This is a genomic window from Kiritimatiellia bacterium (genome assembly GCA_018001225.1).
Classification (GTDB): Bacteria; Verrucomicrobiota; Kiritimatiellia; order CAIQIC01; family JAGNIJ01; genus JAGNIJ01.
In genome coordinates this window covers 29,975-45,026 of sequence record JAGNIJ010000039.1, presented here as the reverse complement: position 1 = coordinate 45,026, position 15,052 = coordinate 29,975, and the positions used below count along the sequence as shown (strand labels likewise).

Below are 15,052 nucleotides of genomic sequence, written 5' to 3'. Positions count from 1 at the left end.
GCGGGTCGCGGGAAGATCGTCGCCGTGTCGCGTCACCAGTCGCGGGAATGCCTCGCCGCGTCTCCGCGTCGAGTTCCCCGGCCCGTGGGGGATTTGGGCCGAAATGCCACGGACAAAAAAATGGTCGGGGCGACTGGATTTGAACCAGCGACTTCTTGGTCCCGAACCAAGCGCTCTAGCCAGACTGAGCCACGCCCCGACCGACGGCGCGCATCCTACGCCGATCCGGGGAAAGCACAAGAGGAAAAAACAAATTTACATTTCCTGGTCCAGCGTCAGGGCGTTGCGGACCATCTGGTTTTCCTCTTTCTGCTCGGTCCGCAGCAGGCTGCCGAACAGATCCCGGACCTCCTGGGAGACGGACTGCGCGGCCATCTCGGTGTACAGTTCCACCAAGCACCGGTCGAGTTTCAGCGCGAGCTGGACCACCTCCTCCACCGTGGCCGAGGGATCAATGGCCAGATGCTCGAAGCACGCGCAACTGGCCTTGTCGGACGGGTACTTGAACCAGGTGTCCAGGATACGCTGCGCGGCCTCCCGCTCGTAGCGGCGCAGGCACTCGGCCATGTTGGTCTCGTGCCGGCTCATGTAGGTGAGCAGCAGCTTGAGCTTCTCGCGCCCCGCCCGCTCGCCCATCCGCTCGTAGAAGCGGCTTAGCTCCGCGTGGAACTCGCGGGCCCGTTCGAGGATGTCACGCGTTCGTTGAGCCGGCATGGTCACTGCTCCTTTCTTCCCGCTTCAACAACCCCGCGAGGGCGCTGACGGCCAGGACCATCAGGGCCACGCCCGCGATCACGGCCCCCACCCAGCCCATCAGCGAGAGGACCGTCATGATCACCCCGGCGATGAGCACGCCGAGCAGGATCGAGAGCAGGGCGTGATGAAACTGCATGCCCATGAGAAAGGCCGCCATGGCGCCGGTCCAGGCCCCGGTGGCCGGCAGCGGAATGGCCACGAAGATGGTCAGGCCCAGGGTTTCATACTTCTCGATGCTGGCGCTCTTGCGGCGGGTGCGGGCAAAGAGCCATTCGAAAAAGGCGCGGCCCAGGCGGAACTTCATGCAGACGCGCGAGAGCGGCCCGAGCAGCAGCAGGATGAACGGCACCGGGATCATGTTGCCGACCACGGCCAGGAAGAAGACCCAGGCCCAGTGCATTTCGAGGAGATTGATGCCCACCGGCACGGCGCCGCGCAATTCCACGATCGGCAGGGTGGAGATGGCCAGCACGACCAGCTCCCGGGGCCATCCCTTTCGCTCCAGGTACTGGGCAATCCGGTCCCCGGTGTGCAGCGTCTCCCCCCCCGGCTCGCCGGACGTCGGAGGGTGCTGGACCAGGTCGGCGCGCACCACGGGCCAAGCCAGGAGCATCGCCCCCAGCGCGAGAATCGTCATCCATGCCGCTTTTTTCGTCATGCCTTGCCCTTTCTCAAGCGTCTCAACATCCGGAAGAACCGGATCGTGTCGGACAGCGGATTCACCTTGCTGCGCTCGTTCCCGTAGACCGTGGAGATGGGAACCGAGCCGATGCGCGCGCCTCGCCGCGCGATGAGGAGCAGGATCTCGGACTCCGCCGCGAATCGTTCCGAGCCGGCCTCCAGGGGCGGGATGGCGTCCAACCGGTACAGCCGGAAGCCGCACTGGGTATCGGGCACGCGCTGCCCCATCTGGCGGCTCAACCACCAGCTCATGAACCGGTTGGTCCAGCGGCGGATCAGCGGCATGGTCTTCGTGTCGGCCATGCGGGTGCCCACCAGGACGGGAATCCCGGTGGCGACGTACTCGTCCACGAACCGGCGGATTTCTTCCGGCCGGTGCTGCCCGTCGGCGTCGAGCGTCACCGCCGCCTCGTATTCGCGGCTTCGGGCGTACTCGAAACCCCGGTTCAGGGCCAGGCCCTTGCCCTGGTTCCGGTCCTGCCGGAGAACCACGGCGCCGGCCGCGCCGGCGAGTTCCGCCGTGCGGTCGTCCGAGCCGTCGTCCACGACGACGGCGTCCCAGCCCTCCGCCTTCACGCCGCGGACGACGGCCCCGATGTGCGCCTCCTCGCGGAAGGCCGGCATGATCACGGCTACTTTCGGCTGACGATGCGCCTCTGCGCTCACGGGGCGTTCTCCCAGAACGGCTCGAACATGAACCACTGGTACGGCCGCTCGGCGATCTCTTTTTCGAGGACGGCCCGGATGCGCGCCGCGACCGCCTCCATGGAAGGCTCGGCGGCGGGCAGGATCGGCGGATAGAAACGGAGGCGGAAGGTGTCGTCCACCTCGCGGATAAGGAAGCCGACGAGCACGGGGGCGCCGGTCTTCCAGGACAGCCAGGCCGGCCCCACGGGCATGCGGGCGGGCCGGCCGAAGAACTCGGCCTTGTCGCTGGTGCCGGTGAAATCCCGGTCCGCCAGCAGGGCGAGGAACTCCTTTTTCTTGAGGCAGCGGATCAGGTTGAACGCGGAGCTGCCCATGGGGATCACCTTGATGCCGCGGCGTTCGCGCTGGCCCTGGAAAAGCCGGTTGAGCTTCTCGAGGCGCTGCGGGAGGACGACGGCGCTCACGGGGCAGCCCAGCCCCGCGATCACCGCGCCGCCCAGCTCCCAGTTGCCGAAATGGGCGGTCACGAGCACGACCCCCCGCCCGGCGGCCGCGGCCTGGTCCAGGTAATCCTGGTGCTCGATGCTGACGCGCCGCCGGATGTCTTCCGGGCTCAACCGCGCGAAGCGGAAGAAGTCGACGAGGTACTTGCCGAAATACTGGAACGTCTTGCGGGCCAGGCCGTCCAGCGCCTGCGCGGCGGGCTGCACGCCGCGCGCGCGGAAGATCTGGGACAGGTTCTCCCTGACGGCCGCCCGGCCTTTCGCGTCGCGGCGGTAGAACAGGTCGGCGAAGCGCAGGCCGGCCCAGTACGCCAGTTTTTCCGGCAGGGCCCGGCTCAAGAACGCCGCGACGCGGTAGGGCCAATACCCGGTCATGCCGCGCCCCCCCCGCCCGCCGCGGCGATGTCCTTCAGGACCAGGCGCGCGACATCCAGCGCCGCGCCGGGCCGGCCCAGGTCCAGGGCGCGTTCGCGCATCATGTCGAGCAGTTCCCGGTTGGAGAGCAGCGAGGTCACCACGCTGGCGACGTCGCGGTCCTCGGGAAGGTGCACGGCCGCCCCGTGCCGGACCAGCACCTCCGTGTTTCCCTTTTCCTGCCCCGGCAACGGGCGCACGAGGACCATCGGCAGGCCGACGGCCATCGCCTCGGCGCTGGTCAGGCCGCCCGGTTTGCTGATGAGCAGGCTCGCGCGGTGCATGAGGGCCACCACATCCTTCACGTAGCCGCGGATGCGGATGGGATGCCGGAACTTGTTGCGGTTGCGGATCAGCCGCGCGCGCAGCCGGCGGTTGGCCCCGGTCACCACGTCGATGGTGAAGTCCTCCGTGCTGCGGTCCAGGTAGCGGATGGTCCTATACCGCGCGCCGAGCCCGCGGCTCCCGCCCATCACCAGCACGCGGCGCCCGTCCTCGCGCGAGACCCGCGTCTTGCGTTCGGTGACGAAGCCCGTGTGGATCGGGATGCCCAGCGGGAACAGTTTCTGCCGGTTCACTCCGTACAGCGCCAGGCGGCCCCCGGCGGCCTCGCCGGGCACCACGTACCGGACAGGCGGCCAGCGGACGACCCAGAACCGGTGCGGCACGTAGTCGGTCACGACGCCCCAGAGCGGCAGGTCCGGCCGGTGGCGCTGGGCATAGGCGCCCAGGACGCCCAGCGGATGCGCCTGCGTGCAGACGGCGACGTCCGGCCGGAACCGGGTCATCAGGTCGCACAGCGGCTTGCTGTTGCCGCGCTGGACCAGCGTGCGGATCCGGCGCGTGAGATACTCCAGCCACATGCGGTCGTAGAGGGCCTCCCACACTTCCGGCGTGCGGCGGATGGTCACCATGTACATTTTCTGGACGATCGCGCTCCAGCGGGGATGCGTGTATTCGAGCAGGTCCACGCACATCGTTTCGATGGCCGGGTCGAGCTTGTGCAGGGCCGTCTCGACATTCCGCGCCGCGGAATGATGGCCGCTGTTCCGCACCAGGTAGCAGATCAGGACGCGGGACATGCGGCCTCCTCCCGCGCCAGCGCGGCCAGCCCCTCCGCGGCCCGGTAGGACGACCGCACGAGCGGGCCGGAGTCCACCTGCGCGAAACCCATCGCCCGCGCCGCCGCCGCGTACCGGTCGAACTCCTCCGGCGTGACGAAGCGCGCCACCGGCGCGTGCCGCGCCGTCGGGGCCAGGTACTGCCCGAGCGTGAGCCAGCGGCAGCCCGCACCGCGCAGTTCGCGCAGGCTCTCCATGACCTCGGCCCCGGCCTCGCCCAGGCCCAGCATGAGCCCGGACTTCACCGCGACCGCGGGCGACCAGGCGGCGGCCCGCCGCAGCACCTCCAGCGAGCGGTCGCAGGAGGCCGAGGACCGGATCCCCGGGGTCAGGCGGCGTACGGTTTCGAGGTTGTGGGCGAACACGTCCGGCTGCGCCTCGAGCACCGCGGCCAGCGCGGCCTCCGAACCCTTGAAATCCGGGGTCAGCACTTCGACGGTCATGCCGGGGTCGGCGGAACGGATCGCGCGGATCGTGGCGGCGAAGATTCCCGCCCCGCCGTCGGGTAGATCGTCCCGGGTCACGCTGGTCACGACCACGTGCTTCAACCCCATGGCCGCGGCCGCGCGCGCGACGCGCTCCGGCTCGTCCGCGGCGGGCGGCGCGGGCCGGCCGGGCGTCACGGCGCAGAACGCGCAGCCGCGGGTGCACGTGTCGCCCAGGATCATGAAGGTGGCGGTCCCGTGGTTCCAGCACTCCGCCCGGTTCGGGCACCGCGCGCTGACGCAGACCGTGCGGAGCCCCTCCCGCGCCAGCAGGCGCTGGACGCGCGTATAGTCCGTATCCGTCCGCAAATCGGACCGGATCCATGCCGGGAGCCTTGGCATGGTCGGACTTTAAAGAAGCACCGGATCGAGTTCAACCCCGTTATGATCGGGCTCCGCGCCGCGCGCGGCTGGCGCGGTCGAGCCACTCGCGCTCGCGCGGGGTGAGGCTGTGCAGGCCCTGGCCGGCGATCTTGTCCAGGATGCGGTCCAATTCGCGCGGGTCCGGACCGTCGGCCGGCGGGGGCCGGAACCGCCGCGCCAGGCTCCGCCAGCCCGGGCTCATGCCCCGCGAGCCCCGGACCAGGCCGAGGGCATAGAAGTAGCCCGCGAGGCCGCCGGCCAGGTGCGCAGCGTAGGCCACGTTGCCGGCGCCGGGCGAAAGCAGGAACATTAACTCGACCAGGCCCAGGATCGCGGCCAGCACCCAGGCGCGCAGGGTCACGGGCAGGATGTAAAACACCAGCACGGTGATCGGCCGGTCGGGGAAGAGGGCCGCAAACGCGCCGAGGATGCCGAACACCGCGCCGGAGGCGCCGATGCAGTAGGCCAGCGGCGATTTCTCGATCAACAGCCAGCCCACTCCGCCGAGCAGCCCGCTCAAAAGATAGAGCAGCATGAACTTCCGGGAGCCCAGGGCGCGCTCGGTTTCCGGGCCCAGGAAAAAAAGGATGAGCATGTTCATGAGGAGGTGGAAGACGCCCCCGTGCAAAAACAGGTACGTGAACGGCGTCCAGATCCACCCGCTCCGCACGGACAGCAGGCTCAAGCCCAGGAACCGCGTGACGGCGCCGCCGCTGAAGTCGTCGCCGATCCACTGGAACAGCGACAGGGCAACGGTCCCGATGAGCAGGGCGCGCACGGCGGGCGTTATCCCCCAACTCCCGCCGGATCGCCAAGCAGTTTCCCGGTTCCAGTTCATGTGCTCATTTTACCCCGGGCCCGCGCCCGGCGCGAACCGAAAACGGGTTTTGCTTTTTGGCGGGAATTCGCTCTGAATGGGCGGCATGAAGGGCTGGTTCATCACCGGGACCGACACCGGGGTCGGCAAGACGGCGGTTCTCGCGGCGCTGCTCTGCGCCCTGCGCCGCGCCGGCCGCGACGCGGCGCCGATGAAGCCGGTACAGACGGGATGCCGCCGCACCCGCGGCGGCCTGGTGCCGCCGGACCTGGAGACCGCCCTGCGGGCCGCCGGGTTCCCTCCCGGCGCCGCGCGGGACCCGCGGATGTGCCCCTATCGCTTCGCGCCCGCCTGCTCGCCGCACCTGGCCGCGGCCCGGGCCGGAACGCGCATCCGCCTTTCCGTGATCCTGAAGGCGTTCCGCCAGTTGGCCCGCGAACACTCCGTCATACTGGTCGAAGGCGCCGGGGGCCTTCTCGTGCCGCTGAACGAACGCGAAACGATGCTGGACCTGATGAAGGCGCTGGCCCTGCCCGTGGTCGTGGCCGCGCGCCCGGGACTCGGCACGCTCAACCACACCCTGCTCACGCTCCGCGAACTGCGCCGGGAGGGATTGCGCGTCGGGGGCGTGATCCTGGTCTGCACGCGGCCCGGGCGATGGGGCGCGATCGAGCGGGACAACATGGAAACCCTCCGGCGGCGCGGCCGCGTGCCGGTATACCGGCTTTCCTACGGGCGCGGACCGCCTCCTTCCCCGCGCATGGTCCGGGAAGCGGAACACTGGTTGAAGGACTGGACCTGAAACACCTGCGGCCACGGCTGGGCTGAAGCCACGCTATCGGACGGGAATGAAACGGAGCGGGCGGATGGCGGCCTCCGCCTTGCGCGCCTCGTCGGACCGGCAGAATTCCTCGAACATCGCGACCAGGGTCGGCACCATTGTTTCCGGCACGTCCTGGCCCACGATGTAATGGCATCCCTGCCGGGCCAGCGTAACGCCATCGGAAGCGCGCGGCAAGCCGACGGACCAGAGGAAATCGAGCCGATGCCCCGAGGCCCGGACGAGCCATACTTTCACCGGCTTGTCCTTGATCATGTCGGCGACGCGGTCGCGGAATTCCTGTGCTGTCATGGCGGATAGTCTACCCCGGCCGGCGGCTTTGTTTACAGCGCAAACTTCACGGCGTCTTCAGGCGTGCAACACGGCGTAGACCACGCGTCCCGCGTCGTTGACGGTGAAGGGCTTGACCACCGCCCCGGCAAAACCGTGGGCGCGGTAATTGGACATGCAGGAATCGCTGGAATAGCCGCTGGCCACGATCGCCCGCACCGCGGGATCGAGGGCCTTCAGTTTCTCGAGCGCCTCCCGCCCGCCCATCTCGCCGGGCACGGTCAGGTCGAGAATCACGGCGGCATACGGCCGGCCGGCGTCCATGGCCTTCTTGTATTCCTGGACCGCCTGCGTGCCGTTGCGCACCGCCGCCGGTTCGTACCCGAGATACTCCAGGACCCGCACGGCCACGTTCCGCACGGTATCCTCGTCATCCATGACCAGGATGCGGCCGGTCCCGCGCGGGGCGGGCCGGTCCTCTTCCGGCGTGGGCGGCAGCGTGGTGCGGGAGGCGGGCAGGAGGATATGCACGACCGTGCCGACTCCCAGCTCGGATTCCAGCAGAAGGTGGCCGCCGTGCTTGCGGACGATCGCGTACGAGGTCGTGAGCCCCAGGCCGCTGCTGTGCGGCTTGGTCGTGAAGAAGGGGTCGAAGATCTTCTGCAGGTACTCCCGCGGGACGCCGGCGCCGGTGTCCTTCACGGTGATGCGCACGTACCGCCCGGGCTCCACGGGGTGCGGCCCGCCCTGTTCGAGGTCCGCGTTTTCCGCCCGCACCGCGACCACCCCGCCGCCCGGCATCGCCTGCTTGCTGTTGAGGACGACGTTGTTGAGCACCTGCGCGATCTGGCCCGGGTCCACTTCCGCGGGCCACAAGTCCACGGACAGGTGCAGATCCGCGCGGACGTTCGAGCCGCGCAGGCAGAATTCCACCGTGTCCTTCACCAATCCCGACACGGAGGTCATCTGCCGGACGGGCGCGCCGCCGCGCGCGAAGGTGAGCAACTGCTGGCTCAAGTCCTTGGCCCGGAGGCAGGCCTTCTCCGCCTCCTGGAGCAGCGCGGGGTGGTCGCCGCCCGACTGGAGCGCCATGCGGGCCAGGGAGATGTTCCCGAGGATGCCCGTGAGGATGTTGTTGAAATCGTGGGCAATCCCGCCGGCCAGCAGCCCGAGGGACTCCAGCTTCTGCGCGCGCAGGCGCTCCTCCTCCATCCGGCGCAACTCCGTGATTTCCCGGAACGCCACGACCACGCCGATCGTCTTGCTGTGCCGGTCCCGGATCGGCGCGGCGCTGTCCGCGATGACGTGCTCGCCGCCGCCCCGCGTGACCAGGATCGTGTTGTTCGCCAGGCCCGCCGTGATCCCGGACTTCAGCACCCGCTGCGCCGGGTTGTCCGCCCGCATCCGGGTCTTCTCGTTGACGATGTGGAAGACCTCTTCCAGGGGACGCCCGGCGGCCTCGGCCTGCGCCCAGCCGGTCATCTCCTCGGCGACCCGGTTGATCAGCACGATGCGGCCCTGTTCGTCCGTGGCGATCACCCCGTCGCCGATGCTGCGGAGCGTCACGGCCAGCCGCTCCTTCTCCTCCTCGAGGGAACTCGCGGCCTTCTTCCGCTCCGTGATGTCGCGGACGAACACCACGACCTGCGCCTCGCGGCCGATGTGCACGACCCGCGAGCTGACCTCGACGGGAAACAGGTCGCCGTTCCTCCGGCGGTTGACCGCCTCCACGAAGAAGCCCCCGGTCGTCAGCTCCTCGGTGATCAGCGACGGCAGCGTGCGCGCCACCTCCTCGGGCACCAGGTCGGTCACCTTGAGCCGGAGCATCTCCTCGCGGGCGTACCCGAACAGCGAGAGCGCCGCCGAGTTGCAGTCGAGGATATGCCCGTCCAGGGTTTCCAGGAAAATGGCATCGGTGGCCGCTTCGAAGAGGGCGTGGTACTTATCGTCACCCTCCCCGCGCCGATCCCGGGCGCCGGGCGCTGCGTCCGGCTCATGCTGGATATTCGCCATAGTATCCCCCTCTCGTTACCCGGGCCAAAGGCGCCGCTCTTCTATACATACTATACCATTTCCGGATGCCATAGGACAGACAAATCCGGCCACCATACTCCTGGTTGTGGCGCTTTTCGGCGCCCGAATCACAACGGGTTCGCAGCCTTCGCTGTACAGCAGGCGCTATGAGCCTGCTGATCTGCCCGGAATGAGAATGGCTGTACATCCGGCGCGCGAACCGCGCGAATCCCCCTATCGCGGGACGGACAGCCCGTCGCGGATATACGCCTGCACGCCGTCCTCGAGCGCGGTGAACGGCTTGTCGTAGCCTGCCTTGCGAAGTTTCAGGACGTCCGCCTGCGTGTGGTACTGGTACTTGTCCCGCAGGGCGGGCGGCATGTCGATGTAGGTGATCCTCGGCTCCACGCCCATCGCCGCGAACACGGCCTTCGCCAGGTCGTTCCACGTCCGCGCCTGCCCCGTCCCGCAATTGAACAGCCCGGACACGCCCGGGTGGTCGAGGAAGAACAGGGTGACGTCCACGGCGTCCCGGACAAAGATGAAATCGCGCTCCTGCTCGCCGTCCCGGTACTTCGGCTTGTAGGACTTGAACAGCCGGATCTCGCCGGTCTCCCGGATCTGGTGGTAGGCCTTGTGGACCACGGAGCGCATGTCGCCCTTGTGATCCTCGCGCGGCCCGAACACGTTGAAGTACTTCAGGCCCACGATGCGGTCGAGCAGCGCGTGGCGCAGCGCCCACAGGTCGAACATGTGCTTCGAGTAGCCGTACATGTTCAGCGGCTTCAGGGTCAGGGTGTGGCGGTCGTCGTCGGAATAGCCGCTCTCCCCGTCGCCGTACGTCGCCGCGCTGGAGGCGTAGATGAAGCGCGAGCCGTTGTGCAGGCACCACTCGCAAAGCTCGCGGGTGTACCGGTAGTTGTTGTCGGCCAAATAACTCGCGTCCTTCTCGGTGGTCGCGCTGCACGCGCCCAGGTGAAAGACGGCGTCCACCGAGCCCAGCAGGTCGTGCCGGATGGCCGCGCGGAAATCGTCGCGCCCCATGTAATCCTCGTACCGCAGCCCGACCAGGTTCTTCCACTTCTCGTCGGTCCCCAGCTCGTCGACGACCAGGACGTGGTCCTCGCCCCGCTCGTTGAGCGCCGCCACGAGGTTGCTGCCGATGAATCCCGCGCCGCCGGTGACGATGAACTTGGTGCTCATGGCTTCGCCTCGCCTCCGTATGCCGCCGCGATCCTCGCGATCATCCCGCTGGTGGACCGGCCCTCGACCATCGGGGCCAGGACCACGCGGCCGCCGGCCTTTTCCACGATGTCGCGCCCGCTGACGTAGTGCGCCCAGTCAGCGCCCTTGACCAGCACGTCGGGGACCAGGGCCGCGACCAGGTCCGCGGGCTCGTCCTCGTTGAAGACCACGACGTAGTCCACGCATTCCAACGCCGCCAGCACGCGGGCGCGGTCGGCCTGGCCGTTGACCGGCCGCTTGTCGCCCTTGTAGCGGCGGACCGACGCGTCGGAATTCAGCCCGACCACCAGCGCGTCGCCCTGCCCCCGCGCGAACTCGAGGTAGGTTACGTGGCCCGCGTGTAACAGGTCGAAAGCGCCGTTCGTGAACACCAGCTTCTTGCCGGCCGCGCGCAGCCGGGCGCGCTCGCAGGCCATCGCTTCTCTTGCCAGGATCTTGGATTCCGCGGGGCGCATGCGAGGGTTCAGGGTTCAGGGTTCAGGCGCATATTTTCCGCCACGAGTTTTCCGAATTCGCTGCATTTCACCTCGCGCGCGCCGTCCATGAGCCGCGCGAAATCGTAGGTGACCGTCTTCTGCCGGATCGCCCGCTCCATGCCGCGGACGATCAGGTCCGCGGCCTCGGTCCAGCCGAGGTAGCGGAACATCATCTCGCCGGACAGGATCAGCGAGCCGGGGTTGACCTTGTCCTGGTTCGCGTACTTCGGCGCGGTGCCGTGGGTCGCCTCGAAGACCGCCGCGCCGGTGTCGTAGTTGATGTTCGCGCCGGGCGCGATCCCGATGCCGCCGACGCAGGCGGCCAGCGCGTCGGAGATGTAGTCGCCGTTCAGGTTCAGCGTCGCGATCACGGAGTACTCGGCCGGCCGGGTCAGGATCTGCTGGAGGAACGCGTCCGCGATGACATCCTTCACGACGAGGTCCGCGCCGGTGCGCTGGTTCTTCAGCCGGTGCCACGGCCCGCCGTCCAGGGGCTCGGCCCCGAACTCCTCGCGGGCGACCTGGTAGCCCCAGTCGCGGAAGGCGCCCTCGGTGAACTTCATGATGTTGCCCTTATGGACGAGGGTGACCGACGGGCGGCCGGTCTCGATCGCGTAGCGGATCGCGGCGCGAACGAGCCGCGCCGTGCCCTCGCGCGACACGGGCTTGATGCCGATCCCGGACGAGCCCGGGAACCGGATTTTCTTCACGCCCATCTCGCGCTGCAGGAAGTCCACGACCTTCTTCACCTCCGGCGTGCCGGCGGCCCACTCGATGCCCGCGTAGATGTCCTCGGAGTTCTCGCGGAAGATGACCATGTCCGTGCGCTCGGGGTGCTTCACCGGCGAGGGGACGCCCTCGAACCAGCGCACGGGCCGCAGGCACACGTAGAGGTCCAGTTCCTGCCGCAGGGCGACGTTGAGGCTGCGGATGCCGCCGCCGACCGGCGTGGTCAGCGGGCCCTTGATCGAGACCTTGAACTCGCGGCAGGCCTCGAGCGTCTCGGGCGGGAGCCAGACCGGCTTCCCGTAGACCGCGTTGGCCTTCTCGCCCGCGTAGACCTCCATCCACTCCACGCGCCGCGCCCCGCCGTAGGCCTTTTCCACCGCCGCGTTCCACGCCGTCAGGGCGGCCCGCGTGATGTCCGGCCCGGTCCCGTCGCCCTCGATGAACGGAAGGATCGGGCGGTCGGGCACCGTCAGCCGCCCCTGCGCGTCCGTGCCCAGCGGCTCGCCGGCCGCGGGGATGCGTATCTTGTCGTAGCCCATGGAATTCCTCGAAATGGTTTATTCGGACGGGCGGAGGCTAGCACGGGCGGGCCCGGGGCTTCCAGCCTTTTTCCGCGGCGCGCCCGGGCGGGTTCCGCTTGACATTATTTAAAATATCGAATAGTTTGATAGACGAACAATGAACGCACCCGTCCCGTCCCCGCGCTCGCTGGACCGGTTCCTGGACCGCCTGTGCGAGCTGATGCCGCGCTTCATGCAGGCGGCGCTCCTCGAGGAACGCACGCTGCTGTCCTCCGGCCTGGTCACCCTCCCCCAGCTCTGGGCGCTGGCGCACCTGGACCGCGGCGGCGCCTGCCCCGCCTCCAACCTGGCGCGGGCGCTGCGGCTGACGCCCCCGACGGTGACCGCCCTCGTCGACCGGCTCGCCGCCCTGCGGCTTGTCTGCCGCCACGCCGATCCCCGGGATCGGCGCGTGGTGCGTGTGGAACTCACGCCGCTGGGCCGGCGGCGGATGGCGGAATTTCACGCCGAGAAGCGCAAGTCGGCGCGGCGGCATTTCGGCGCCCTGTCCGTCCGGGACCGGGACACGTACCTCGCCGTGCTGGCCAAGCTGGTCCGGCAGGCGGAGGCCGACGGAATCATTCCTGCATGGCCGATAAGCAAGAAAAGATAAGCGATCAGGCTTGCGAAGCCTTTCGACCACGGATACACCATGATGCCCATGAAGATGAAACGGCACGTCCCGCGGATCGCGGCGCTGCTCGTGGCGGGCGCGGCTGCGGCGGCCGGCGATCCCGCCCCCCGCTACACGCTGGAGGAATGCCTGGCCCTCGGCCTGCGGCAGTCCACGGACATCCTCAAGGCCCGGGAGGACGTGCGGATCGCCGAGACCCGCATCACGCAGGTGCGCTCCGCCGTCCTGCCGCACCTCTCCGCCGGGGCCGGGTACACGCGGCTGGACGAGGTGTCCGCCTTCGATTTCGACGGCGAACGGGTCGAGATGGGGCGGCTGGATAACTACTCGGCCGACGCGGAGGTCAGCCAGCTGCTCTACTCCGGCGGCTCGGTGCGGGCGGGGCTGAAGGCGGCGCGGGTCTACCGGGACATGGCGCGGCTCCGCCTCGAGCAGGTCGCCCACGACCTGGCGCGCGACATCCGGACCGGGTTCACCGACATCCTGCTGGCCCAGGCCGCCGTGAAGGTGCAGGAGGAATCCGTCGCCCAGATCGAGGACCTGGTCCGTCAGGCGGAGGCGCGGGTGAAGAAGGGCACCGCGCCGGAGTTCGACCTGTTGAGCGCGCGCGTGCGGCTCGCCAACGAGACGCCCGCGCTGATCCGGGCGCGCAAGGACCTGGAGCTCGCCAAGGCCTCGTTCCGCAACCTGATCCAGCTGGGCGACGGCCCGTTCGAGGTGGCCGGCGAGCTCGAGCACCGGCCCGAGAAGAAGGCCCTCGCCGACTGGCAGGCGGCGGGCCGGCGGGACCGCCCCGAGCTCCTCTACCAGCAGCGGGCCATCGACCTCGCGCGGCTCGGTATCCGGGCCGAGCAGGGCACGCTGCAGCCGCAGGTGCGCGCCCACGCCGCCTACCAGGGGCTGAACCCGGAGAGCGGCACGGCGGAGGACGCCTGGGACTGGGGCTGGAACGCCGGCGTGACGCTGGACTGGGACATCTTCGACGGCGGCCTGCGCCGGGCCGTGATCCTCGAAAAGAACCTGGAGCTGGCCAAGTCCCGGGCCGACCTGGACAGTTTGCAGCGCGACGTCGAACTGGAGATCCAGCAGCAATACCTCGAGCTGGCCACGGCGGACGAAACCGTCGCCGCGAGCCGCGAGACCGTCGCGCTGGCCGAGAAGAGCCTTTCCATCGCCCTGGCGCGGTACGAGACCGGGCTGTCCACCTACCTGGAATACGCCGCGGCCCAGCTTTCCGTGAGCACGGCGCGCCTGACCTGGCTGACGGCGCTGCGCGATCACATGAACGCCCTCGCCCGCCTGGAATGCGCCAGCGGCCTGGGCCCCGACCCCGCAAAGGATGACGCCCGATGAACACCCCCCCTGCTCCCCGCTCCCGCAAAGGCGCCTGGCTCGCCTGGGGGGGCCTGCTGGCCGTCGTCGCCCTGATCGTGCTGTTCGGGGCGCTCGGCAAGAAGCCGGAGGAGAAGCCGGCGCCGCCGGAGAAGGCCTATGCCGTGCGCGTGGAGCCCGTGCAGCCCCGGACGGTGTCCGACGAAATCCGGCTTCCGGGCGTAGTCGAGCCGCTCAAGGAAGCGGTCCTGGGCGCCGAGCGCGCGGGCCGTGTCCTCGCGCTGGAGGCGGAGAAGGGCGCGGCCGTGGCGGAAGGCCAGGTCCTGCTCCGGCTGGACGGCCGGGTGTGGGACGCCCAGGTGCGCCGGGCGGAAGTGGAAAGCCGCGACGCCGAGCGCGACCTGAAGCGCTACCGCGAACTGGAGAAGACCGGGGCGGTCTCCCCCAGCGACTACGAGGCCATCGAGCGGCGGCGCGACATGGCGAACATCACCCGCGACGAGGCGAAGATCTTCCTCTCCCAGTGCGAGGTGCGCGCGCCGTTCCCGGGCGTCCTGAACGACCGCCTGGTCGAGGTCGGCGACTACGCCGGCGAGGGCCAGGCCGTGCTGCGGCTGATCCAGACGGACCGGGTCAAGATCGGGTTCGACGTGCCCGAACGGGACATCCCCGCCGTGAAAAAGGGCGACGCCCTGGCCTTCACGCTGTCGGCCCTGCCGGGCCGCGCCTTCACCGGCGCGATCACCTACGTGTCCGGCCAGGCCGCCCGGGAAAGCAATTCCTTCCGCGTGGAGTTGGAGACCGCGAATCCCGGCGGCGAGTTCAAGCCGGGCATGATCGCGGAGGTCACGCTGGTCCGCCGCATAAGGCCCGACGCCATCGTGGTCCCGCTGGCCGCCATCGTGCCGCGCAAAGGCGAGCATATCGTGTTCATCGTGGAGGGCGACCGCGCGGTGCGCCGGCGCGTGCAGATCGACGCGATGGTCGGGCACGACGCGGTGCTCTCCGCCGGCCTGTCGGCGGGCGATGCCCTCGTGATCGAGGGCCACCGCGGCCTCCAGGACGGGCGCCTGGTCGCGATCGTCGGGGCGGACGCCCCGGCGACGCCCCCCGCGGCACCCGACTTGTCCGCCGGAGGCTCGGCCAAGGCGGAACCCTAATCCC

At 69.3% G+C, this 15,052-nt stretch carries 16 protein-coding genes and 1 tRNA gene; 4 read left to right on the top strand and 13 right to left on the bottom strand.

Annotated features, from left to right (window positions below; translation table 11 throughout):
- Positions 1 to 121 precede the first annotated feature (121 nt).
- From KA248_12435 to KA248_12400, 8 genes are all read right to left on the bottom strand, one after another.
- A tRNA-Pro gene (locus KA248_12435) sits at positions 122 to 199 on the bottom strand.
- A gap of 56 nt (positions 200 to 255) precedes the next feature.
- Positions 256 to 714: a hypothetical protein gene (locus tag KA248_12430; GenBank protein ID MBP7830713.1), complete on the bottom strand. Its 459-nt coding sequence runs from the start codon at positions 712 to 714 to the stop codon at positions 256 to 258.
- Positions 692 to 1,369, bottom strand: a complete 678-nt coding sequence (locus tag KA248_12425) for a small multi-drug export protein (GenBank protein MBP7830712.1) — start codon at positions 1,367 to 1,369, stop codon at positions 692 to 694. The genes KA248_12430 and KA248_12425 overlap by 23 nt, the downstream gene beginning before the upstream one ends.
- A gap of 41 nt (positions 1,370 to 1,410) precedes the next feature.
- Positions 1,411 to 2,103, bottom strand: coding sequence for a glycosyltransferase family 2 protein (locus KA248_12420; protein MBP7830711.1), 693 nt, complete (start codon positions 2,101 to 2,103; stop codon positions 1,411 to 1,413).
- Entirely contained in the window at positions 2,100 to 2,963 is an 864-nt protein-coding gene (locus KA248_12415) for a lysophospholipid acyltransferase family protein (protein MBP7830710.1), read from the bottom strand. The genes KA248_12420 and KA248_12415 overlap by 4 nt, the downstream gene beginning before the upstream one ends.
- The gene (locus tag KA248_12410) at positions 2,960 to 4,084 is read right to left on the bottom strand and encodes a glycosyltransferase (protein ID MBP7830709.1); all 1,125 of its coding nucleotides are present in this window, start codon (positions 4,082 to 4,084) and stop codon (positions 2,960 to 2,962) included. Before KA248_12410 ends, KA248_12415 begins: the two co-directional genes overlap by 4 nt.
- Positions 4,069 to 4,950 carry a lipoyl synthase gene (lipA, locus tag KA248_12405; protein MBP7830708.1) on the bottom strand — a complete coding sequence of 294 codons (882 nt, stop codon included), beginning with the start codon at positions 4,948 to 4,950 and terminating at the stop codon, positions 4,069 to 4,071. Before lipA ends, KA248_12410 begins: the two co-directional genes overlap by 16 nt.
- 40 nt (positions 4,951 to 4,990) lie before the next feature.
- Positions 4,991 to 5,749: a rhomboid family intramembrane serine protease gene (locus KA248_12400; protein ID MBP7830707.1), complete on the bottom strand. Its 759-nt coding sequence runs from the start codon at positions 5,747 to 5,749 to the stop codon at positions 4,991 to 4,993.
- A 136-nt stretch (positions 5,750 to 5,885) separates the two neighbouring features.
- Here KA248_12400 and bioD point away from each other — a divergent pair, with 136 nt between their 5' ends.
- Positions 5,886 to 6,590 (top strand): dethiobiotin synthase, encoded by a 705-nt coding sequence (gene bioD, locus KA248_12395; GenBank protein MBP7830706.1) that lies wholly within the window; start codon positions 5,886 to 5,888, stop codon positions 6,588 to 6,590.
- Positions 6,591 to 6,623: 33 nt separating this feature from the next.
- Here the strand turns inward: bioD and KA248_12390 are convergent, their stop codons facing one another.
- The 5 genes from KA248_12390 to icd form a co-directional block, all read right to left on the bottom strand.
- Entirely contained in the window at positions 6,624 to 6,920 is a 297-nt protein-coding gene (locus KA248_12390; GenBank protein MBP7830705.1) for a hypothetical protein, read from the bottom strand.
- 57 nt (positions 6,921 to 6,977) lie between these two features.
- On the bottom strand, positions 6,978 to 8,912 hold the full coding sequence (locus tag KA248_12385; protein MBP7830704.1) for a PAS domain S-box protein: 1,935 nt from the start codon (positions 8,910 to 8,912) through the stop codon (positions 6,978 to 6,980).
- Between the two features lie 234 nt (positions 8,913 to 9,146).
- Positions 9,147 to 10,115: an ADP-glyceromanno-heptose 6-epimerase gene (gene rfaD, locus KA248_12380; GenBank protein MBP7830703.1), complete on the bottom strand. Its 969-nt coding sequence runs from the start codon at positions 10,113 to 10,115 to the stop codon at positions 9,147 to 9,149.
- Positions 10,112 to 10,612 carry a D-glycero-beta-D-manno-heptose 1-phosphate adenylyltransferase gene (gene rfaE2, locus KA248_12375; GenBank protein ID MBP7830702.1) on the bottom strand — a complete coding sequence of 167 codons (501 nt, stop codon included), beginning with the start codon at positions 10,610 to 10,612 and terminating at the stop codon, positions 10,112 to 10,114. Before rfaE2 ends, rfaD begins: the two co-directional genes overlap by 4 nt.
- An 8-nt stretch (positions 10,613 to 10,620) precedes the next feature.
- Entirely contained in the window at positions 10,621 to 11,901 is a 1,281-nt protein-coding gene (gene icd / locus KA248_12370; protein MBP7830701.1) for an NADP-dependent isocitrate dehydrogenase, read from the bottom strand.
- Positions 11,902 to 12,040: 139 nt separating this feature from the next.
- On the opposite strand from icd, the gene KA248_12365 reads away from it, so the two are divergent.
- From KA248_12365 to KA248_12355, 3 genes are read left to right on the top strand one after another with little or no spacing between them, the layout of a single operon-like run.
- Positions 12,041 to 12,535, top strand: coding sequence for a winged helix-turn-helix transcriptional regulator (locus KA248_12365; protein MBP7830700.1), 495 nt, complete (start codon positions 12,041 to 12,043; stop codon positions 12,533 to 12,535).
- Positions 12,536 to 12,583: 48 nt separating this feature from the next.
- Entirely contained in the window at positions 12,584 to 13,909 is a 1,326-nt protein-coding gene (locus KA248_12360; GenBank protein ID MBP7830699.1) for a TolC family protein, read from the top strand.
- Positions 13,906 to 15,048, top strand: a complete 1,143-nt coding sequence (locus KA248_12355) for an efflux RND transporter periplasmic adaptor subunit (GenBank protein ID MBP7830698.1) — start codon at positions 13,906 to 13,908, stop codon at positions 15,046 to 15,048. The genes KA248_12360 and KA248_12355 overlap by 4 nt, the downstream gene beginning before the upstream one ends.
- Positions 15,049 to 15,052: the final 4 nt, after the last annotated feature.

Excerpts from the sequence above, each read along its gene's own strand:
- KA248_12430 (MBP7830713.1), bottom strand. The coding sequence starts at position 714 with ATGCCGGCTCAACGAACGCGTGACATCCTCGAACGGGCCCGCGAGTTC.
- KA248_12425 (MBP7830712.1), bottom strand. The coding sequence starts at position 1,369 with ATGCTCCTGGCTTGGCCCGTGGTGCGCGCCGACCTGGTCCAGCACCCT.
- KA248_12415 (MBP7830710.1), bottom strand. The coding sequence starts at position 2,963 with ATGACCGGGTATTGGCCCTACCGCGTCGCGGCGTTCTTGAGCCGGGCC.
- KA248_12410 (MBP7830709.1), bottom strand. The coding sequence starts at position 4,084 with ATGTCCCGCGTCCTGATCTGCTACCTGGTGCGGAACAGCGGCCATCAT.
- lipA (MBP7830708.1), bottom strand. The coding sequence starts at position 4,950 with ATGCCAAGGCTCCCGGCATGGATCCGGTCCGATTTGCGGACGGATACG.
- bioD (MBP7830706.1), top strand. The coding sequence starts at position 5,886 with ATGGGCGGCATGAAGGGCTGGTTCATCACCGGGACCGACACCGGGGTC.
- KA248_12390 (MBP7830705.1), bottom strand. The coding sequence starts at position 6,920 with ATGACAGCACAGGAATTCCGCGACCGCGTCGCCGACATGATCAAGGAC.
- KA248_12385 (MBP7830704.1), bottom strand. The coding sequence starts at position 8,912 with ATGGCGAATATCCAGCATGAGCCGGACGCAGCGCCCGGCGCCCGGGAT.
- rfaD (MBP7830703.1), bottom strand. The coding sequence starts at position 10,115 with ATGAGCACCAAGTTCATCGTCACCGGCGGCGCGGGATTCATCGGCAGC.
- rfaE2 (MBP7830702.1), bottom strand. The coding sequence starts at position 10,612 with ATGCGCCCCGCGGAATCCAAGATCCTGGCAAGAGAAGCGATGGCCTGC.
- icd (MBP7830701.1), bottom strand. The coding sequence starts at position 11,901 with ATGGGCTACGACAAGATACGCATCCCCGCGGCCGGCGAGCCGCTGGGC.
- KA248_12365 (MBP7830700.1), top strand. The coding sequence starts at position 12,041 with ATGAACGCACCCGTCCCGTCCCCGCGCTCGCTGGACCGGTTCCTGGAC.
- KA248_12360 (MBP7830699.1), top strand. The coding sequence starts at position 12,584 with ATGAAGATGAAACGGCACGTCCCGCGGATCGCGGCGCTGCTCGTGGCG.
- KA248_12355 (MBP7830698.1), top strand. The coding sequence starts at position 13,906 with ATGAACACCCCCCCTGCTCCCCGCTCCCGCAAAGGCGCCTGGCTCGCC.